The organism is Dactylosporangium sp. CA-233914, from assembly GCF_050942935.1.
GTDB lineage: Bacteria > Actinomycetota > Actinomycetes > Mycobacteriales > Micromonosporaceae > Dactylosporangium.
On the sequence record NZ_CP192030.1, the window covers coordinates 1 to 19008 of the forward strand.

Below are 19008 nucleotides of genomic sequence, written 5' to 3' on the forward strand. Positions count from 1 at the left end.
GTGACGGACACCGACCTCGCAGCGATCTGGCATGCAGCGACGAACCAGCTCGCCGACGGGCTCGACTCGGCGCAGCAGCGGGCGTACCTGCGCATGACCCGGCTGCGGGCGATCGTCGAGGACACCGCGCTGCTGTCCGTGCCCGACCCGTACTCGCGCGACATGATCGAGAGCCGGCTCCGCCCGGTCATCACCGAGGCGCTCTCACACCTGCTCGGCCGGCCCATCCAGGTCGCCGTGACCGTCCGCCCGCCCGAGGACGCGCCCTCGCTGCCGGCCCCGTCCGCCTCCCACTGGTCCAACGGCGCGTCGGCGTCGCTGCGCGAGCCGGGCCCGAGCCCGATGGAGCAGACATCGCTCGAGCTGCCGGCGGACACCCGAGGCCATGAGGTGTACCGCGGGCACGCCGAGGTACACCGTCCGGAGCACGACCGCCTGTTCGACCTTCCGGGCGACAACAACAAGCCGGCCGACTCCTGGCGGTCCGAGAGCAAGCCTCCAGACTCCTGGCGGAGCGAATACTCCGGGACCGCGGTGGAGGCGGCCGCGTCCGAGGCCGGCCGCTTCAAGCAGTACGACCGCAACGACCCGCCCCTGGACGAGTTGCCGCCGCCGCGCCCGTCGACGCCGGGCACCGGCCGCGAGGACCGCCGGGGCGCGACCACGCCGGCCGGGGACTCGGCGGGAAACCGGCTCAACCCGAAGTACACCTTTGAGACCTTCGTCATCGGCGCGTCCAACCGTTTCGCGCACGCCGCGTCGGTCGCCGTCGCCGAGTCGCCGGCCAAGGCCTACAACCCGCTGTTCATCTACGGCGGCTCGGGGCTGGGCAAGACGCACCTGCTGCATGCGATCGGGCAGTACGCCACGATGCTGGGCAACGCGCGGTTCGTGCGGTACGTGTCGACGGAGGAGTTCACCAACGACTTCATCAACTCCCTGCGCGACGACAAGACGCAGGCCTTCCAGCGCCGCTACCGCGACGTCGACATCCTGCTGATCGACGACATCCAGTTCCTGGAGACCCGCGAGCGCACGCAGGAGGAGTTCTTCCACACCTTCAACACGCTGCACAACGCGAACAAGCAGATCGTCATCAGCTCCGACCGCTCGCCGCGGCAGCTGGCCACGCTCGAGGACCGGCTCCGCACGCGGTTCGAGTGGGGCCTGCTCGCCGACATCCAGCCGCCGGACCTCGAGACGCGCATCGCGATCCTGCAGAAGAAAGCGGCCCAGGAGCGGCTGTTCGCGCCGCCGGACGTGCTGGAGTTCATCGCGTCGCGAATCGCCTCGTCCATCCGCGAGCTGGAGGGTGCGCTCATCCGGGTCACGGCGTTCGCCAACCTGACCCGCTCGCCGGTCGAGCTCAGCCTCGCCGAGGAGGTCCTGCGTGACTTCATCCCGGACGGCTCCGGGCCGGAGATCACCGCGGACCAGATCATGGCCTCGACAGCGGACTACTTCGGGGTGAGCCTGGAGGACCTGCGCGGGCACAGCCGCTCGCGGGTGCTGGTGAACGCGCGCCAGGTGGCGATGTACCTCTGCCGCGAGCTGACCGAACTCTCCCTGCCCCGCATCGGGCAGGCCTTCGGCGGCCGCGACCACACCACCGTCATGCACGCCGACCGCAAGATCAGGCAGCAGATGGCCGAGCGGCGTTCGCTCTACAACCAGATCGCCGAGCTGACGAACCGCATCAAGCAGACGACCTGACGGGCGCGAACCCGAGCCTTTTCCACAGGATCCGTTCGTCCACCGGCGTTGATCACAGGGTGTGGACAACGGGTTTTCCACCGGTGTCACAGCTAGCCTGACCTGGTACTAGTCGCCATGTGGCCCCAAGTTATCCACACGCTGTACACAGGCGATCCACAGGCTCGGGCAATCCCGGCGGCGATGGTTGTCCACAGTATCCACACGCTGTCCACAGAAAACCTGTGGATAACTTCGTTTGTGCCAAATTCCGAGGGTGAGTGACCGGGTGACTACGGATTGCCCACAAGCGTTACCCACAGGCTGTGGATAACTTCTGGGGATTTCGTGTGGAAGACATGTGGATGTATCCGAAGAGTGACTCGACAGCTACTTAACGTGAGCAAACTTCGGGCCATACGTTATCCACAGAAGTGGAAAAACCCTGGGGATTACCGGTGGACAGCCTGTGGACAACGCCTGTGGATAACCCGTTGTCCACAATCCACAGGGTTGTATCCACCGCTCCATGCACAGCTCATCCAAAGGGTGACAAGTGCCTTGAGCTGCGAAAACGAGGGATATCCACAGTTTCCACACCACCTATGATTACGAAGGTAAGTTCTTTTAAGAAGAGAGAAAAAGCAATCATCGGTTGGTGGACAAGTTCGGGCCGCCGGACTCGGCGGGGTCGGTGCACGATCCGTGCCGGGAGGCCCTAAGGTTCGATGAGCGAGCCTGACCGGACGAGCCGAGACCGCAGGCCACCGCTCGACGAAGCTCCCATGCACATCGGCGAGAATCGGACCCACAGCACCCGACGCGGCATCGGCGCCTGCCGCCAGGACGTACGCCCCGGAGCGAAAACCCGGCGGCTGCGGGACCTGGCGCGCGACGAGCGGCGAACATGTAGTACCGAAGAGAATGCGGGAGGACCGCGATGAAGTTCCGAGTCGAGCGCGACGCGCTCGCCGATGCCGTCGCCTGGACGGCCAAGAGCCTGCCCAGCCGCCCCTCGGTGCCAGTTCTCGCCGGCGTCCTGCTGCGCGTCGCCGACGGCCGTCTGCAGGTGTCCGGCTTTGACTACGAGGTCTCCAGCCAGGTCACCGTCGAGGTCCAGGCCGATGCCGACGGCGCCACGCTGGTGTCTGGCCGATTGCTCGCCGAGATCACCAAGGCGCTGCCGGCCAAGCCGGTCGACGTCGCCGCGGTCGGGGCGCACGTCGAGATCACCTGCGGCAGCGCGCGCTTCACGCTGCCGACGATGCCCGTCGAGGACTACCCGACCCTGCCGGAGATGCCCGAGTCCGCGGGCAGTGTCGAGTCGGCCGTGTTCGCCGGCGCCGTGGCCCAGGTCGCCATCGCCGCCGGTCGCGACGACACCCTGCCGATGCTGACCGGCGTGCGGATCGAGATCGAGGGCACCAAGCTCACGCTGCTGGCGACCGACCGCTACCGGCTGGCCGTACGCGAGCTGATGTGGCACCCGGACGAGCCCGACATGAGCCTCGCCGCCCTGGTGCCCGCCCGCACCCTGGACGACACCGCGAAGACCCTCGGCCCGCTCGGTGGCCAGGTGTCGGTCGCGCTGTCGCGGGGCAAGATCGGCGAGGGCATGATCGGCTTCGCCGGCGGGTCCCGCCGCACGACGTCGCGCCTGCTCGACGGCGACTTCCCGAAGGTCCGGGCCCTGCTGCCGGACACTCACAACGCGCAGGCACGGGTCCCGGTCGCGGCACTCAACGAGGTGGTCCGGCGCGTCGGCCTGGTGGCCGAGCGCCAGACGCCGGTGCGGCTGTCCTTCAGCACCGACGGTCTGGTCGTCGAGGCGAGCGGCAGCGAGGACGCGAAGGCCAGCGAGGCGATGGACTGCCAGTACGAGGGCGAGCCGATGACGATCGCCTTCAATCACCAGTACCTGCTCGACGGCCTCAAGGCCCTCGATGCCCCGATCGCCGTTCTGTCGTTCACCGACCCGAAGAAGCCTGCGGTCATGTCCCCGGCCAAGGATGATGGAGAAATCATCCCTGGGTACTGGTACTTGATCATGCCGGTTCGCATCGGCAGCTGATTCGGAGGCACCACAAATGCAGCTCGGTCTCATCGGCCTGGGCAGGATGGGCTTCAACATGCGCGAACGGCTGCGCGCCGCCGGGCATGAGGTCATCGGTTACGACCACCACCCGGACGTCACCGATGTGGCGTCCCTGAACGAACTCGTCGAGAAGCTCGCCGCGCCGCGCGTGGTGTGGATCATGGTCCCGGTGCAGTTCACCGAGCCCACCATCGACGAGCTCGCGGGCCTGCTGTCGTCCGGTGACATCGTGATCGACGGCGGCAACTCGCGATTCAGCAACGACAAGCCGCGGGCGGAGCGGCTCGGCGCCAAGGGCATCGGCTATCTCGACGTGGGCGTCTCCGGCGGCATCTGGGGCCGGACCAACGGCTACGCGCTCATGGTCGGCGGCGAGAAGAAGTACGTCGAACACTGCATGCCGATCTTCGAGGGCCTCAAGCCGGCCGGCGAGTTCGGCTTCGCCCACGCCGGCGGCCCGGGTGCCGGGCACTACGCGAAGATGGTCCACAACGGCATCGAGTACGGCATGATGCACGCCTTCGCCGAGGGCTACGAGCTGCTCGAGGCGTCGGAGTACGTCGACAACATCCCCGAGGTCATCAAGAGCTGGCGGGCCGGCTCGGTCGTGCAGTCGTGGCTGCTGGACCTGCTCGACCGCGCGCTGGACGAGGACCCGGACCTCGCCGGCATCAAGGGCTACGCCGACGACACGGGCGAGGGCCGCTGGACCGTCGAGGAGGCCATCCGCCTCGCCGTGCCCATGAACGTGATCGCCGCCTCGCTGTTCGCCCGCTTCGCCTCGCGCCAGGACGACTCGCCGGCCATGAAGGCCGTCGCCGCGCTGCGCAACCAGTTCGGCGGCCACGCGGTCAAGAAGGACTGAGTTTTGTACGTCCGGGGCCTGGAGCTCGTCGATTTCCGCAGCTACGAGCGGGTGGTCGTCGAGTTCGGCCCCGGGCCGTGCGTGCTCGTCGGGCCAAACGGCGTCGGCAAGACCAACCTCGTCGAGGCCCTCGCCTACGTGGCGACCCTGGAGTCGCACCGGGTCGCCACCGACGCGCCGCTGGTGCGCTTCGGCGCCGGCCGCGCCGTCGTCCGCTGCGCCGTCGTCCACGACGAGCGCGAGCTGCTGATCGAGCTCTCGATCGAGCCGGGGCGCGCGAACAAGGCGCGCCTGGGCCGCTCGCCCGTCACCCGGACGCGCGACATTCTCGGCGCGCTGCGCCTGGTGCTCTTCGCCCCCGAGGATCTCTCGCTGGTTCGCGGAGACCCTTCAGAGCGGCGGCAGTACCTCGATGAGCTGCTCGTCGCCCGCCAGCCCCGCTTCGCGGGCGTGCGCTCCGACTATGACCGGGTGCTCAAGCAGCGCAACGCGCTCCTGCGCAGCTCGTACCTGGCCCGCAAGACCGGCGGCAGCCGCGGCGGCGACCTGTCGACCCTGAACGTGTGGGACACGCACCTGGCGCGCCACGGGGCCACGCTGGTGCGCGCCCGGCTCGATCTCGTCGAGGCGCTCGCGCCGCACGTGGCCAAGGGGTACTCCGCGGTCAGCGCCAGCCGCTCCGACGCGCGGATCGCCTACAACGCGTCGTTCCCGCTCGGTGACGACCTCGAGGCGGCGCTGCTGGAGGCGCTGACGCAGGCGCGGCAACAGGAGATCGAGCGTGGCGTGACGCTGGCCGGGCCGCACCGCGACGAGCTCACGCTGACCCTCGGCGAGCTGCCGGCGAAGGGCTACGCGAGCCACGGGGAGTCCTGGTCGTTCGCGCTGTCGCTGCGGCTGGCGGCGTACGAGCTGCTGCGCGACGACGGCGTCGAGCCGGTCCTGATCCTCGACGACGTGTTCGCCGAGCTCGACGCCGGACGGCGGGACCGGCTCGCCGGGCTGGTCGGCGGGGCGAGCCAGGTGATCGTGACCTGCGCGGTGGAGAATGATGTGCCGTCGGCCCTGCGCGGGGCGCGCTTCGAGGTCGGCGGGGGTGAGGTGCGACGTGTCTAACAATTCCGATAATTCCGAACAGACCGGGCCGGAGCTGGCCCGGGCCGCGGTTGAGGCCGCGCTGGCGAAGCACCGCGCGAAGCCGCGCCGGAAGCCCGTTGTCGACGGGCAGACGCGCCGGCGGGGCGGGTACACCGGACCGGGCCCGGACCCCCGCGATCCGCAGCTGTTCGGCAACGTCCTCGAGCGCCTGGTCAAGCAGCGCGGCTGGGCGCGGCCGAAGGCCGAGGCGCGCATCTTCGGCGAGTGGGACAAGGTGGTCGGCGCCGACATCGCCGCCCACAGCCGCCCGCTCAAGCTGGAGGACGGCGAGCTGACCATCGAGGCCGAGTCGACGGCGTGGGCCACCCAGCTGCGCATGCTGGCCGCCCGCATGCTGGCCGGCATCGCGCGTGAGGTCGGCCACAACGTGGTGAAGCGGCTGCACATCCACGGCCCGAGCACGCCGTCGTGGAGCAGCGGGCCGCGGCGCATCCGGGGGCGAGGGCCCCGGGACACGTACGGCTAAAAGTCCGCGTAGACCGCGAAGCCGCGGTTGGCGCAGCGGCGGTAGAACTTGGCCAGCACGTCGAGCTCGGAGATGGAGTACGACCACTGCGGCGCGTTGCCGGCGTCGTCCCGCAGCGCGTCGAGCCGGCTCTGCAGCCACCGCAGCTGCTGCTCGGCGAGGCGGGAGCCCTCCAGCGCCTTGCGCAGCACCGCGCTCACGGTCTCGAAGGTGATCTCGTCGCCGTGCTCCTGGTGGCCGTTGACGAACCGCTCCAGCCCGCCGGCGATCCAGGCGCAGTCGTCCGGGCTGATGACCGGATCCTCATCCTCGGCGGCCGCATCTGTGGCGAAGAGCACGCCGTTGAGCCCGAAGAGCAGGTCGACCAGCTCGGTGTATCCCGTGACGCGGACGGTGCCCGTCTTCGCCACGTGGTCGGCGAGCGCGGCGGCCGGCCCGGCGTGCAGTGGCAGCTTCTCGGCCAGGTCCGCGAAGTCGACGAACTCGGCCGGCGCGACCGGGTCGTAGAACCGACCGGTGCGCGGCCACTGCACGGCGACGTTGTCCAGCCCCATCGCACCCCTCATCTTTCGCCCGCCCCCGCGGCGGGGAACATACGGCACGAACGGCCCCTTGCGCGACCCCCGGAAGCTCCAAAAGCCGGATCCGGATGCCGTACTGCCTGTGCCGCCCGCCACCAGGCGCCAGGACCCCTCCTGCATAGGGGGACCTTCGCCCTGCATCGTTCGGGCCCCTACGACCATTACAGGCGCCGTCCCGATGCGAAAATGTCGTACCGACACAGTAAGATTGCATCGGCTCACAGAACAGTCGATCACATCCCGCGTGTGCGTCACAGCGGTGGTCGGCCCGCCATGGTCAGGCCGCTGCCGCAGCGGCGCCGGCCTTCGGCGTGCCTTCTGCCGCCCCCGGGCGCGCCCGCACCGACTCCGCACGAGACCCGGGGCGCCCACCGCGCGGCCGGCCAGTGCGAGAAAGCGACCGAGGGTGGTAGCTAACAAGCCCGAACAGTCCTACGGCTCCTCTTCGATCACCGTCCTCGAGGGGCTCGAGGCGGTCCGTAAGCGGCCCGGTATGTATATCGGCTCGACCGGCGAGCGCGGCCTGCACCACCTGGTGTGGGAGGTCGTGGACAACTCGGTCGACGAGGCGCTGGCCGGCTATTGCGACACCATCGAGGTCACGCTGCTGGCGGACGGCGGCGTTCGGGTCGTGGACAACGGCCGCGGCTTCCCGGTCGACCTGCACCCGAAGCTGAAGAAGCCGGGTGTCGAGGTCGCCTTGACCGTGCTGCACGCCGGCGGCAAGTTCGACGGTAAGGCCTACGCCGTCTCCGGCGGTCTGCACGGCGTCGGCATTTCGGTCGTCAACGCGCTGTCCACCCGCATCGACCTGGAGATCCACAAGGACGGCTTCGTCTGGCGCCAGCGGTACAACAACTCCAAGCCCGACCCGCTGCAGAAGGGCGAGCCGACCGACCGCACCGGCACCAGCGTCACGTTCTGGCCGGACGCGACGATCTTCGAGACGACCGTCTTCGTCTACGAGACGATCTACCGGCGCATCCAGGAGTACGCCTTCCTCAACCGGGGCCTGACCATCGCGCTGCGCGACGAGCGCCCGGACGTGCCGGACGAGAAACGCGAGGTCGTCTTCTGCTACAAGGGCGGCATCGCCGACTTCGTGCGGCACCTCAACGCGACCAAGACTCCGATCCACCGCTCCGTGATCGAGTTCGGCGCCGAGGGCGAGGGCATCGCGGCGGAGATCGCGATGCAGTGGAACGAGTCGTATGGCGAGAGCGTCTACACGTTCGCCAACACGATCAACACCCACGAGGGCGGCACCCACGAGGAGGGCTTCCGCAGCGCGCTCACCTCCGTGGTGAACAAGTACGGCGCGGACAAGAAGCTGCTCAAGGGCGACGAGAAGCTCACCGGCGAGGACATCCGCGAGGGGCTCGCGGCGATCATCTCGGTGAAGCTGTCCAACCCGCAGTTCGAGGGTCAGACGAAGACCAAGCTCGGCAACACCGAGGCGCGCAGCTTCGTGCAGAAGGTGTGCAACGAGTGGCTCGTCGACTGGTTCGACCGCAACCCGGCCGAGGTCAAGACCATCATCACCAAGGCCTCGCAGGCCGCCCGGGCGCGCCTGGCCGCCTCGCAGGCGCGCAAGCTGGCGCGGCGCAAGTCGCTGCTCGAGTCCGGCTCGATGCCGGGCAAGCTGGCCGACTGCCAGTCCAACGACCCGCGCAACTGCGAGCTGTTCATCGTCGAGGGCGACTCGGCCGGCGGCTCGGCCAAGCAGGGCCGCGACCCGCGCGTGCAGGCCATCCTGCCGATCCGCGGCAAGATCCTCAACGTCGAGAAGGCGCGCATCGACCGCGTGCTGAAGAACAACGAGGTCCAGGCGCTCATCACCGCGCTCGGCACCGGCATCCACGACGAGTTCGACATCGAGAAGCTGCGCTACCACAAGCTGATCCTGATGGCCGACGCCGACGTGGACGGCCAGCACATCCAGACCCTGCTGCTGACGCTGGTGTTCCGGTTCATGCGGCCACTGATCGAGCTCGGGCACGTGTATCTCGCGGCGCCCCCGCTGTACAAGATCAAGTGGAACAAGAAGGGTGACGACGCGCAATACGCGTACACCGACCGCGAGCGCGACGGCCTGATCGAGCTGCGGCAGCGGTCCAAGCCCAACGCCAAGCCGGACGACATCCAGCGGTTCAAGGGTCTGGGCGAGATGAACTACCCGGAGCTGTGGGAGACCACGATGAACCCGGAGACCCGGATGCTGCGCCAAGTGACATTGGACGACGCGGCAACCGCCGACGAGCTCTTCAGCGTCCTCATGGGCGAAGACGTGGAAGCCCGCCGCTCGTTCATCCAGCGGAACGCCAAGGACGTCCGGTTCCTCGACATCTGATCTTCCGGCGAGAAGACCTGGCTAAAGAGAAGGAATATTCAGCGTGACGGAACCGACTCCCACCCCTGAGAACCCGGAAGAGACTCCGGCCGAGGGTGGTTCTGCGGTCGCCAGTCGAATCGAGCCGGTCGGCATCGAAGTCGAGATGCAGCGGTCGTACCTCGACTACGCGATGAGCGTGATCGTGGGCCGGGCCCTCCCCGACGTGCGCGACGGCCTCAAGCCGGTGCATCGCAAGATCCTCTACGCGATGTTCGACGGCGGCTACCGCCCCGACCGCGGCTACGTGAAGTGCGCCCGCGTCGTCGGCGACGTGATGGGCAACTACCACCCCCACGGCGACGCCTCGATCTACGACGCGCTCGTACGCATGGCCCAGAACTGGTCGCTGCGCTACCCGCTGATCGACGGCAACGGCAACTTCGGCTCGCCGGGCAACGACCCGGCCGCGGCCATGCGTTACACCGAGGCCCGCCTCGACCCGCTCGCGATGGAGATGCTGCGGGACATCGACGAGGAGACCGTCGACTTCGTCCCCAACTACGACGGCCGGGCCCAGGAGCCCACCATCCTGCCGTCGCGCATCCCCAACCTGCTGGTCAACGGCAGCACCGGCATCGCGGTCGGCATGGCGACCAACATCCCGCCGCACAACCTGCGCGAGATCGCCGCGGCGGTGCAGTGGTGCCTGGACCACCCCGACGCCGACGAGGCCGAGACGCTCGACGAGCTGATCAAGATCGTCAAGGGTCCCGACTTCCCCACGAAGGGCCTCATCGTCGGCACGGCCGGCATCATCGACGCCTACCGGACCGGCCGCGGCTCGATCCGCATGCGCGCCGTCGTCGAGGTCGAGGAGGACGTCCGCGGCCGGACCATCCTCGTGGTGACCGAGCTGCCCTACGCGGTCAACCCCGACAACCTCGCCGAGCGCATCGCCGACCTGGTCAAGGAGGGCAAGCTCGCCGGCATCGCCGACATCCGCGAGGAGTCCTCCGGCCGCACCGGCATGCGCCTGGTGATCGTGCTCAAGCGTGACGCGGTCGCCAAGGTGGTGCTCAACAACCTCTACAAGCAGACGCAGCTGCAGGAGACGTTCGGCGCCAACATGCTGGCGCTGGTCGACGGCGTGCCCCGCACGCTCAACCTGGCTCAGTTCGTCCGCTACTACGTCGCCCACCAGATCGACGTCATCGTGCGGCGGACCCGCTACCGGCTGCGCAAGGCCGAGGAGCGCGCGCACATCCTGCGCGGTCTGGTCAAGGCCCTCGACATGCTCGACGAGGTCATCGCCCTGATCCGGCGCTCGCCGAGCGCCGAGGACTCCAAGACCGGCCTGATGAACCTGCTCGAGATCGACGACATCCAGGCCACCGCGATCCTCGACATGCAGCTGCGCCGCCTCGCGGCGTTGGAGCGCCAGCGCATCTTCGACGAGCTGGCGAAGATCGAGATCGAGATCGCGGACTACAAGGACATCCTGGCCAAGCCCGAGCGGCAGCGGCAGATCATCTCCGAGGAGCTCGCCGAGATCGTGGCCCGCCGCGGCGACGACCGCCGCACGCAGGTCATCCCGTTCGACGGCGAGGTCTCGATGGAGGACCTCATCGTCCGCGAGGACGTTGTGGTGACCATCACGCGGACCGGCTACGCGAAGCGCACGAAGGTCGACCTCTACCGCTCGCAGAAGCGCGGCGGAAAGGGCGTCTCGGGTGCGACACTCAGACAGGACGACATCGTCAGCCACTTCTTCGTGTGCTCCACGCACGATTGGATGCTGTTCTTCACGAATAAAGGTCGGGTCTACCGGGCAAAGGCCTACGAGCTGCCCGAGGCGAGCCGGGCGGCCAAGGGTCAGCATGTCGCCAACCTGCTCGCCTTCCAGCCCGACGAGCACATCGCGCAGGTGATCGAGATCCCGAACTACCAGGTGGCGCCGTACCTCGTCCTGGCGACGAAGGATGGTTTGGTGAAGAAGACCAAGCTGGAGGAGTTCGACTCCAACCGGTCTGGTGGCATCATCGGGATCAACCTGCGCGACGAAGACGAGCTGGTTGGTGCCGCCCTGCTCGGCCCGGCCGACGACCTGCTCCTGGTGAGCAAGCAGGCGCAGGCGATCCGCTTCACCGCCAACGACGACGCGCTTCGGCCCATGGGCCGGGCGACTTCGGGTGTGATCGGGATGCGGTTCACCGACGGCGACGAGCTGCTCGCCATGGAGGTTGTGCGCGAGGGGATGGATCTGGACGTTTTGGTGGCCACCGACGGTGGTTTTGCCAAGCGGACTCCCATCGAGGAATATCCGGTGCAAGGGCGCGGCGGCAAGGGCGTCCTCACCGCTAAAATCACGTCGCGGCGCGGTGGTCTCGTCGGCGCGGTGGTGATCAGTCCGGATGACGAGCTGTTCGCCATCACCTCGAATGGTGGCGTGATCCGGACTCCCGTGAAGCCTGTACGGCGTACGAGGGATCGGAACACAATGGGGGTCAAGCTAATGGACCTTCCTGAGGGTGTGACCATCGTCGCGATCGCCCGCAACGCCGATGAGCCCGACGAACAGGACTAGTTGATGACTGACACACAGGCGAAGTCGGGGACCGCCTCGGCAACCGATGAGGCCAAGCAGGCCGGAGAGGCTGCCATGACGGGATCTGACTCGGGGGCGCCTGCCGCCGGTGGAGAGCCTGGCTCGATCAACGGAGCCGGCCCGGCCGGCGAGACCACGACCGGCGGCACGCCGAAGTTCATGCGTGCCCCGGGCATGGCCCCGCCGCCGGACTCGCTCACCGTGCCGATCCAGACGCCCGGTTCCGGCCCGACGCCGCCACCGGTGTCCATGCCGGGCACCGCGCCGACCAGCGGCTCGGCCACCGGCACCGCGAGCGTGTCCGCGATCGCCCGCGCCGCGGTGCGAACTCCGGCCGCTGCGGCCACCCAGGCCATCAACACGCCGGCCCCCGCGGTCAGCGGCTCGGCCCGCGTCACGGAGGCCGTCCGAGCGGCCCGCAAGACCGTCAGCTCCGCCGTCGGCCGCGGCCCGCGCCGCGCCCGGCTGCACCTCAAGCGCATCGACCCGTGGTCGGTGATGAAGTTCGCCTTCGCCGTGAGCTTCGTCCTCTTCGTCGTCCTGATCGTCGCGACCTCGGTGCTCTACCTCGCCCTGGACGCGATGGACGTCTTCAAGAGCATCAACAAACTCCTGGCTGACCTGGTCAACTCGACCGGCGGCTCGGGCCAGGACACGTTCCGCATCACCGCGAAGGGCGTCATCGGCGGCGCCGCCCTCCTGGGCGTCGTCAACGTGGTCCTCTTCACGGCCCTGGCAACGCTGGGCTCGTTCATCTACAACGTGTGCGCCGACCTGGTGGGCGGCATCGAGCTCACTCTCGCCGAAAAGGACTGACCAGCGGTTTTCCACCCCTGGCGCCCGGCACGCCGCGCCAGGGGGGAACCGGTTTGAGGCGGGCGCATGGGGTACGGTAACCTTCTGTTCGCACCGCGAGGCGCGCCTTCAGACGAGGGATGCGAAACCGGTGTTAGCGGGGCTATAGCTCAGTCGGTTAGAGCGCAGAGCTGATAACTCTGAGGTCGCTGGTTCGATTCCAGCTAGCCCCACATGTGGAAAAAGGTGCTTCTGGTAGTCGCCGTCGTCGGCGCCGCCGCCTACGTCGCGAAGCGCGTCAAGGCCGCCAGCGAAGAGCGCGCCCTCTGGCACGAGGCGACGACTGCCCCGGACCTGCGCTAGTCTGTAGCCCGGCGCGGGCACACGCCCGCACCACCCCGGCGAGCGGGGGCGTAGCTCAACTGGCAGAGCACCGCCTTTGCAAGGCGGGGGTTAGGGGTTCGAGTCCCCTCGCTTCCACCCTTAACGGCGTCTGACCTGCAGTTCCGCAGACGCCAAGATCGCCCGGACCAAGTTGGACCAGCCCGGTCTGATCTGTGTCCATTTGCGCCCCGGCGCCTGTCTGAGTGCGGCGCCGATGAGCCCGCGCTGCCTGGTGCGCTTCGGCCACCAGTGCACATAGGTCTCCAGCGTGATGGTCGGCGTCTTGTGCCGCGACGCCCGCTGAACCTTTTGCGGCTCGTCGTGCTGCCTTCTCTTTGATGCGTTGGTCGGGTGGACGGAAATCGAGAAGGTCAGCTCTGCGGCTGAAGCCGCTCGGCCACCCAGGAATGAAGGAGGGCCACCTGGCCGCGGCTCAACCATCGTGCCACTGTCGTGAGACCGAGGAAGAGCAGAACGATAGCGATCGTGATCCCGGCAGCCACGGCGGGACCGCCTGCGGCTTCGACATGGCCCGTCACGATGCGGTACACCGCGGCTGCCGCACTGATGAGGAAGGCCAGCACGAACACGCCGATGACGAACGTGCTGAGCACACGGAAGGGCAAGTTCCAGCCCAGCCGGTAGTCCAGTTGAGATCCGGTGCTCGTCGCCACCAGCCGACCCCGCAGAACCGTCGGCGACGTGATTCCCAGACCAGCGTGCATTGCCACTAGCTCGATGGTGTTGTCTCTGACGCTGCCCCGCACAACCCCGGCGGGTCCGAAGCTCGCCCCGAATTGGCCCCGATGAGCTGCGAGGCCGTCGTCCAGTCGGCATGCGCGTCGTCCACTGACCGGGGCGAAGACACCACGAAACGTTCACCCCGCCGCCAGCGCAACCAAATCATGAGATCCGCTGCCTCACACGCACAGTATCGATCTCGCCGCAACCTGCGGCAATGGCCAACACCAGGCAGCCGAAGCTGAGCATCCCGTCGCCCGGGAGGCGTCAAACTGCGACATCGTCGGGACCAGATCCGGACGCAGCGTTCTGCCTGGCGCGGCGCGCCCTGCGGTTGCGCGCCCGCCCGGTAGGCACCCGGGAAGCCTCACCGCAGCTCCCCATTCCGGCGAACGGCCATCAGAGCCTCGCCGGAGATGTCGCGCTCCGGTCCGCCTCGACCACCCGTACAGCGGCTCCACGTTCTGGCGATGAGCATCATCGCGAAGTGCCGTTGCGCATGAACCCCGCGGTGCACTCGCGTCGATCTGTTCGGCGTGCAGCGGCGCGAGTGCGCAGATCAGCTCGCCTCGGGGCTTGACGTCGCCTTTCAGGAGGACTGGTCGACGCTCGATCGCAGCGGCCGCATCTACCAGGCAAAGGTGTACTGGGTCGATGGCGGCCAAGACATGATGCTCGTGGCGACACTCGGATTGATCCGAAATTCTTGTTCGCCAGCGTGACCAGGAAGTAGTCCGGAGGAGTGACGGAATTGCTTGCCGACGTCGTGCGGGGTGCTGAGTTGTCTTGATTTTGACGGGCCCGTTGCCGACCTCTTTGCGTGCTCTCCGGCTCCGGTCATCGCTGCGGAACTGAGTGCGCTTGCGGCCGCTCGGGTCATCGCGTTGGCGGTCGGGGGCCGTTGGAGGTGCTGCAGGGAGCCGTCTTGCTCGGCGATGAGCAGTTGGTTCGGCTGATTGCTGCCGCTGTGCGTGAGGCCGAGGTTTCGGCTGCCGAGACCGCCGGCGCCACGCCCGGACTGGACGATGTGCTCGCGGCCGTGCGGGCATCGGGGCGGCGGGGAGGCATTGTCAGCAACAACGCTGTCGAGGCTGTCGAGGTCTATCGGCGCCGGCGTGGGCTCTTCGACCACGTTGACCTGGTGGTGGGGCGTTGCGACGGCATGGATCTGGCGCTGCTCAAACTCGGTCGCGTCCGATCAGGTGCTGTTCGTCGGTGACTCGATCAGCGACATCGAGGCTGGGCGGGGCGCCGGCGTTGTGACCGTTGGATTCGCGAACAAGGGCGGTAAGCGGGAACGCCTTCAGCTCGCCGGTGCCGACTTCGTCATTGACCGCATGGCGGAGCTTGTTAGCTGAGGGGCGGCAGCGCGTCCGGGTCGAACTCGTCGATGAGCTTCCGCTCAGGGGCGATCGGCCCCGGCAGGCGCCGTGGCCGCCGGCCTTGGCGCCACCGGGGCCAGGGTGATCGGGTGGCGTACGCCGGGCGGTCGTGTGAACGCTGGGGACGGCGGCATATTGACGATCGTAGGGTTCGTTAAACGAATCGCGGGGTGGGTAACAGATCTGCATTGACGGTCGGGAGGGCAATCTCATGACGATGCAGACAGTCCGGGACGTGATGACCACCAACGTGGTCTACCTGCCGAGCGAGACGACGCTGGCCGAGGCGGCGCGGACCATGCGTGAGCAGGATATCGGCGACGTGGTGGTGGCGGACGGGCCGGAGCTCACCGGGCTGGTCACGGACCGCGACATCGTCGTGCGCGCGGTGGCGGAGCGGTGCGACCCGGCCGCGACGACGATCGGCGAGATCCTCACCAAGGAGCTGGTTACCGTACGCCCGGAGGACTCGATCCACTCCGCCGCGCTGCTGATGCGGGATCAGGCGGTCCGGCGCGTGCTGGTGTGCGACGACAATAACGGCCTCGTCGGCATCGTGTCGATCGGTGACCTGGCCGAGGAGATCGACCCTGACTCGGTGCTCGGCGGCATCAGCAAGGCGCAGCCTAACAATTAGGAGTCCGTGGCAAGGCGCGCGTGCAGGTGCATGTCATGCCAGCCGTCGGCGTGCAGTACCGCACCGCGCTGCACGCCCTCGGCCGTGAAACCCGACCTCAGCGCGACGCGGCAGGACGCCGGATTCCGCACCGAATGCCGGACCTCGAGGCGGTGCAGGCCTAGGGTGGCGAAGCACCAGCCGGTCAGCGCGGCCAGGGCCCGCGGGGCGATCCGGTGGCCGCGGAAGGCGGGCAGCACCCAGTACGACACCTCGGCCTGCCCGTCGGCGAGCATCAGGTTCCGCAGGCTGATCTGGCCCGCCACCTCGTCGTTCCCCGTCGTGACCGCCCAGCCGGCCCGCGCCTCGGTCGTCCAGCGCTCCGGCCACGCCGCGAGCCAGGCGGCCGCCTCGTCGGGGGTCATCGAGCGGCAGTGCCACTGCTGGATGCCCGGGTCCGAATACGCCTCGACGACCGCGGGCTGGTCCGCGAGCCGCCACGGGCGCAGCGTCACGCCGTCGCCGGCCAGCGTTGGCTGCCGCGTCCCGGTGAGCGTTCCGGGCGAAATCACATCCGCGATCAGCATCGGCACAGCGGTACGTTAACAGGGTGGAGATGCCCGACAAGCTGGCCGCGATCGTCGACGAGTTCGCGTCCGCGCCGCGCGACGTGGTCCTCGAGATGCTGCTGGAATACTCCGACGCCGTGAAGCCGCTGCCGGCCGAGTTCGAGGGGCATGCCGGCATGGAGCAGGTCCCGGAGTGCCAGACGCCGTTCTTCCTCAAGGCGGAGGTCACCGGGGCGAAGACCGTGCAGCTGTACTTCGACTGCCCGCCGGAGGCCCCGACCACGCGCGCCTTCGCCGGCATCCTCGCCGAGGGGCTCGAGGGCGCCACGGTGGAGCAGGTGCTGGCGGTGCCGAACGACCTCTACCAGCGGATGGGGCTGGCCAACGCGATCAGCCCGCTGCGGGTGCGGGGCGGGACGGCGATCCTGCAGCGCCTCAAGCGCCAAGTCTCAGAGGGCTAGCCCCTCGACCACGGTGGCGCCCGGGATCGAGGCCAGCACCGAGCCGGGCAGGACGATCTTGCTGGCGCGGATGCCGCTGCCGATGACGGCCTGCTCGACGCCCGGGACGCGGGAGTCGATGTAGACCGGCCAGTCGGCGGGCAGTCCGATGGGCGTGATCCCGCCGTATTCCATCCCGGAGAGCCCGACCGCGTCGTCCATCGGCGCGAAGCTCGCCTTGCGGGTGCCCAGCAGCTTGCGCACGGTGCCGTTCACGTCGGCACGGGTGGTCGCCAGGATGACGCAGGCCGCGTAGATGCCGGCGGGCTTGCCCACGACGATCACGCAGTTCGCGGATTGCTCGAGGGTGACGTCGTACGCCGCGCAGAACGCCGCCGTGTCGGCAAGATCCGGGTCGATCGGCGCGACCCGCACGGAGTCGACGTCGGAGATCTTGGGCAGCGCGTCGCGGACGGGCAGGGCGAGCAGGGACGGCGCGTCGAGCGCCGGAGAGAGATCAAGTCGCAAGGTCAGCGTCCGTCGTCGAGTGCGAGGGCCTTCATGAAGATCTCGGCGATCTTCGAGGGGTCGGGCGCGACGAAGACCGCGCCGCCCGTGGCATCGACGATACGCTGCATCTCGGCCTGGTTCACCTCGGCCCCGACGCCGATGATGATGATCTGCACCGGCTGGTCCTGGCGCTCGGCCCGCTGTAACGCGCTCACCAGCCCGTCGAGCGACAGGCCGCTCGGGTCGTTGTTGCTGCCGCCGGTCACCACGACGACGGAGTTGCCGCGAGAGGGGTCCCAGCCCTGCAGCACCGTCTGGTAGGCGGCGTAGATCGTGTCATAGAGCCCACTGCCGCCCTTGGCGGTGGCCTTGAGGCCACCGATCGCGCCGCGCAGTTGGTCGCGCTGCGAGGTCAGCGGGCCGATCGGGACGAGCTCCTGATAGTCATGGCCGCCGGGCATCGCCGTGGCGAAGCACCACAGCCCGACGGCCCACGAATCGGGGAACAGGTCCAGGCCGCCCTGGGCGGCCTGGACGGCGACCTGCTCCTTCGTCATCCCGCCGGCGCTCGGCACCGGCGTCTTCATCGCCGCGGACACGTCCACGACGGCGAGCATGCGCGAGGGCTGGTTGATCTCGACCCACATCTGCAGGGCCTTGGAGACCACCGAGGTCTCGGGCACCGGAGTCACCTGCCCGCCGGGCGGCGCGCTCGGGCTGAGCGTCATGCCCGTGCCGACCGTGCCGTCGTTGGCGCGCAGCTTGTGCTGGGCCAGCAGGTTGCGGAACGCGGTGCCGGCGAGCTGGGTGCGGAACTGCTCGGCGGCCGCCGCGCGGTTGGGTGACAGGCGCGGCATCGCGGCGAACGGGAAGTCCAGGGCGATCGGCGCGGGGTCGGGGTAGACGGCGATGAGCGGCACCGCCGGCCCGGCCGCGTTGTAGGCGTGCAGCGCCTGCTCGGACAGCGGGGCGAGGGTCACCGCGGTGGAGAGCGTCTTGGGGTCGGCGTCGCGGGGGAAGCGCGCGACGAGGCCGGACTGCTCCTCCGACTTGCCCGACATCAGCGACTTCACCGCCCCGACCGTGAGCGCGTCGCCCTCCGGCCCGAACTGGTCCTTCACCGAGGCCATGGCCACCATCATCGACACGCCGACCGAGTCGCGGTTGGGGTCGACGATGCCGGGGATGATCCGGCTGTCGCCGACGATCTGCTGCAGCACCTGCTTCCAGGTGACCTTGTTCTCGTCCCAGCCGAGCTGCTTCGCGGTCGGCTGAGGCACGGCCAGGACGATCGGGCTGCGGGCGAGCGACGGCGCCGCGAGCGGCACCAGGTCACCGCGGGCCGAACGCATGCGCTGCAGCCAGATCGACGAGTCGGGGATCCAGATCTGGGGCACCTGCGTCTTGCCGTCGGCCTGGCCGATGCCGGGCACGGTCGCCCCGCCCTCACCGGAGATCGCCGCGGCGACCTCGGCGGAGGCGACCGAGACCACGTCGACCGCGACGCATTCGTTGTCGACGCGCGGCCCGGTCTTCACCCATTGGGCCGCCGCGTCCTTGATCACCGGCGCGATCTCCGGGCTGGCGGCGACGGACAGGCGAACCGTCCCCGTGCAGCCCGACGTCGACATGACCCGATATCCGCCGTAGACGGCACCGATGGCGACGAGGGGAAGGATCATGCCGGCCGCGAGGGCGACGAACCCGTTGCTGCGCAGGTCCGCTGCCCGATGCCGTCCTCTCACGGGTACCAATATTCCCTAGACAAGCGATTCTC

The 19008-nt window shown here is 68.6% G+C and carries 18 protein-coding genes and 2 tRNA genes; 15 read left to right on the plus strand and 5 right to left on the minus strand.

Features of this window, described 5'->3' with window-relative positions:
- The 5 genes from dnaA (at nucleotide 1) to ACQPY0_RS00025 (ending at nucleotide 6276) form a co-directional block, all read left to right on the plus strand.
- The gene (gene dnaA, locus ACQPY0_RS00005; RefSeq protein WP_432982627.1) at nucleotides 1–1713 is read left to right on the plus strand and encodes a chromosomal replication initiator protein DnaA; all 1713 of its coding nucleotides are present in this window, start codon (nucleotides 1–3) and stop codon (nucleotides 1711–1713) included.
- 919 nt (nucleotides 1714–2632) lie between these two features.
- Nucleotides 2633–3763, plus strand: coding sequence for a DNA polymerase III subunit beta (gene dnaN / locus ACQPY0_RS00010; protein ID WP_432982630.1), 1131 nt, complete (start codon nucleotides 2633–2635; stop codon nucleotides 3761–3763).
- A 16-nt stretch (nucleotides 3764–3779) separates the two neighbouring features.
- Complete coding sequence (gnd, locus tag ACQPY0_RS00015; protein ID WP_432982633.1) at nucleotides 3780–4652, plus strand: phosphogluconate dehydrogenase (NAD(+)-dependent, decarboxylating); 873 nt, start codon at nucleotides 3780–3782, stop codon at nucleotides 4650–4652.
- Between the two features lie 3 nt (nucleotides 4653–4655).
- Complete coding sequence (recF, locus tag ACQPY0_RS00020; protein ID WP_432982636.1) at nucleotides 4656–5768, plus strand: DNA replication/repair protein RecF; 1113 nt, start codon at nucleotides 4656–4658, stop codon at nucleotides 5766–5768.
- Complete coding sequence (locus ACQPY0_RS00025; protein ID WP_432982639.1) at nucleotides 5701–6276, plus strand: DUF721 domain-containing protein; 576 nt, start codon at nucleotides 5701–5703, stop codon at nucleotides 6274–6276. Before recF ends, ACQPY0_RS00025 begins: the two co-directional genes overlap by 68 nt.
- Here the strand turns inward: ACQPY0_RS00025 and ACQPY0_RS00030 are convergent.
- Nucleotides 6273–6830 (minus strand): hypothetical protein, encoded by a 558-nt coding sequence (locus ACQPY0_RS00030; RefSeq protein WP_432982642.1) that lies wholly within the window; start codon nucleotides 6828–6830, stop codon nucleotides 6273–6275. The genes ACQPY0_RS00025 and ACQPY0_RS00030 overlap by 4 nt on opposite strands.
- 433 nt (nucleotides 6831–7263) lie before the next feature.
- Here ACQPY0_RS00030 and gyrB point away from each other — a divergent pair, with 433 nt between their 5' ends.
- From gyrB to ACQPY0_RS00060, 6 genes are all read left to right on the plus strand, one after another.
- Nucleotides 7264–9207 carry a DNA topoisomerase (ATP-hydrolyzing) subunit B gene (gene gyrB / locus ACQPY0_RS00035; RefSeq protein ID WP_432982645.1) on the plus strand — a complete coding sequence of 648 codons (1944 nt, stop codon included), beginning with the start codon at nucleotides 7264–7266 and terminating at the stop codon, nucleotides 9205–9207.
- Between the two features lie 145 nt (nucleotides 9208–9352).
- Nucleotides 9353–11773, plus strand: a complete 2421-nt coding sequence (gyrA, locus tag ACQPY0_RS00040) for a DNA gyrase subunit A (protein WP_432995886.1) — start codon at nucleotides 9353–9355, stop codon at nucleotides 11771–11773.
- Nucleotides 11774–11776: 3 nt separating this feature from the next.
- A complete protein-coding gene (locus tag ACQPY0_RS00045; protein ID WP_432982648.1) occupies nucleotides 11777–12610 on the plus strand; it encodes a DUF3566 domain-containing protein in 834 nt (277 codons plus the stop codon).
- Between the two features lie 138 nt (nucleotides 12611–12748).
- A tRNA-Ile gene (locus ACQPY0_RS00050) sits at nucleotides 12749–12822 on the plus strand.
- Nucleotide 12823: 1 nt separating this feature from the next.
- Complete coding sequence (locus ACQPY0_RS00055; protein WP_345120593.1) at nucleotides 12824–12952, plus strand: DLW-39 family protein; 129 nt, start codon at nucleotides 12824–12826, stop codon at nucleotides 12950–12952.
- Nucleotides 12953–12996: 44 nt separating this feature from the next.
- Nucleotides 12997–13069, plus strand: a tRNA-Ala gene (locus ACQPY0_RS00060).
- 275 nt (nucleotides 13070–13344) lie between these two features.
- On the opposite strand, the gene ACQPY0_RS00065 is transcribed toward ACQPY0_RS00060, so the two are convergent.
- Nucleotides 13345–13647: a hypothetical protein gene (locus ACQPY0_RS00065; RefSeq protein WP_432982651.1), complete on the minus strand. Its 303-nt coding sequence runs from the start codon at nucleotides 13645–13647 to the stop codon at nucleotides 13345–13347.
- 992 nt (nucleotides 13648–14639) lie between these two features.
- Between ACQPY0_RS00065 and ACQPY0_RS00070 the strand changes: the two genes are divergently transcribed.
- The 3 genes from ACQPY0_RS00070 to ACQPY0_RS00080 all read left to right on the plus strand — a co-directional run bounded on the left by ACQPY0_RS00070 (nucleotide 14640) and on the right by ACQPY0_RS00080 (nucleotide 15733).
- Nucleotides 14640–14933: a hypothetical protein gene (locus tag ACQPY0_RS00070; protein ID WP_432982654.1), complete on the plus strand. Its 294-nt coding sequence runs from the start codon at nucleotides 14640–14642 to the stop codon at nucleotides 14931–14933.
- Nucleotides 14917–15072 (plus strand): HAD family hydrolase, encoded by a 156-nt coding sequence (locus ACQPY0_RS00075; RefSeq protein WP_432982657.1) that lies wholly within the window; start codon nucleotides 14917–14919, stop codon nucleotides 15070–15072. The genes ACQPY0_RS00070 and ACQPY0_RS00075 overlap by 17 nt, the downstream gene beginning before the upstream one ends.
- A 235-nt stretch (nucleotides 15073–15307) precedes the next feature.
- On the plus strand, nucleotides 15308–15733 hold the full coding sequence (locus ACQPY0_RS00080; RefSeq protein ID WP_432982660.1) for a CBS domain-containing protein: 426 nt from the start codon (nucleotides 15308–15310) through the stop codon (nucleotides 15731–15733).
- On the opposite strand, the gene ACQPY0_RS00085 is transcribed toward ACQPY0_RS00080, so the two are convergent.
- Nucleotides 15730–16299 carry a GNAT family N-acetyltransferase gene (locus ACQPY0_RS00085; protein WP_432982663.1) on the minus strand — a complete coding sequence of 190 codons (570 nt, stop codon included), beginning with the start codon at nucleotides 16297–16299 and terminating at the stop codon, nucleotides 15730–15732. The two genes, ACQPY0_RS00080 and ACQPY0_RS00085, sit on opposite strands and share 4 nt — an antisense overlap.
- A 29-nt stretch (nucleotides 16300–16328) precedes the next feature.
- On the opposite strand from ACQPY0_RS00085, the gene ACQPY0_RS00090 reads away from it, so the two are divergent.
- The gene (locus ACQPY0_RS00090) at nucleotides 16329–16742 is read left to right on the plus strand and encodes a SufE family protein (RefSeq protein WP_432995888.1); all 414 of its coding nucleotides are present in this window, start codon (nucleotides 16329–16331) and stop codon (nucleotides 16740–16742) included.
- On the opposite strand, the gene ACQPY0_RS00095 is transcribed toward ACQPY0_RS00090, so the two are convergent.
- Both ACQPY0_RS00095 and ACQPY0_RS00100 read right to left on the minus strand, forming a co-directional pair.
- Nucleotides 16731–17249, minus strand: coding sequence for a YbaK/EbsC family protein (locus ACQPY0_RS00095; protein WP_432982666.1), 519 nt, complete (start codon nucleotides 17247–17249; stop codon nucleotides 16731–16733). The two genes, ACQPY0_RS00090 and ACQPY0_RS00095, sit on opposite strands and share 12 nt — an antisense overlap.
- A gap of 2 nt (nucleotides 17250–17251) precedes the next feature.
- On the minus strand, nucleotides 17252–18976 hold the full coding sequence (locus ACQPY0_RS00100) for a VWA domain-containing protein (protein WP_432982669.1): 1725 nt from the start codon (nucleotides 18974–18976) through the stop codon (nucleotides 17252–17254).
- Nucleotides 18977–19008 lie beyond the last annotated feature (32 nt).

Bases quoted from the DNA above. Each gene is read 5' to 3' on its own strand.
- ACQPY0_RS00090 (WP_432995888.1), top strand. From the start codon at position 16,329: ATGCCCGACAAGCTGGCCGCGATCGTCGACGAGTTCGCGTCCGCGCCG.
- ACQPY0_RS00030 (WP_432982642.1), bottom strand. From the start codon at position 6,830: ATGGGGCTGGACAACGTCGCCGTGCAGTGGCCGCGCACCGGTCGGTTC.
- ACQPY0_RS00055 (WP_345120593.1), top strand. From the start codon at position 12,824: ATGTGGAAAAAGGTGCTTCTGGTAGTCGCCGTCGTCGGCGCCGCCGCC.
- ACQPY0_RS00085 (WP_432982663.1), bottom strand. From the start codon at position 16,299: ATGCTGATCGCGGATGTGATTTCGCCCGGAACGCTCACCGGGACGCGG.
- ACQPY0_RS00045 (WP_432982648.1), top strand. From the start codon at position 11,777: ATGACTGACACACAGGCGAAGTCGGGGACCGCCTCGGCAACCGATGAG.
- gnd (WP_432982633.1), top strand. From the start codon at position 3,780: ATGCAGCTCGGTCTCATCGGCCTGGGCAGGATGGGCTTCAACATGCGC.
- dnaN (WP_432982630.1), top strand. From the start codon at position 2,633: ATGAAGTTCCGAGTCGAGCGCGACGCGCTCGCCGATGCCGTCGCCTGG.
- ACQPY0_RS00080 (WP_432982660.1), top strand. From the start codon at position 15,308: ATGACGATGCAGACAGTCCGGGACGTGATGACCACCAACGTGGTCTAC.
- gyrA (WP_432995886.1), top strand. From the start codon at position 9,353: ATGCAGCGGTCGTACCTCGACTACGCGATGAGCGTGATCGTGGGCCGG.
- ACQPY0_RS00025 (WP_432982639.1), top strand. From the start codon at position 5,701: ATGATGTGCCGTCGGCCCTGCGCGGGGCGCGCTTCGAGGTCGGCGGGG.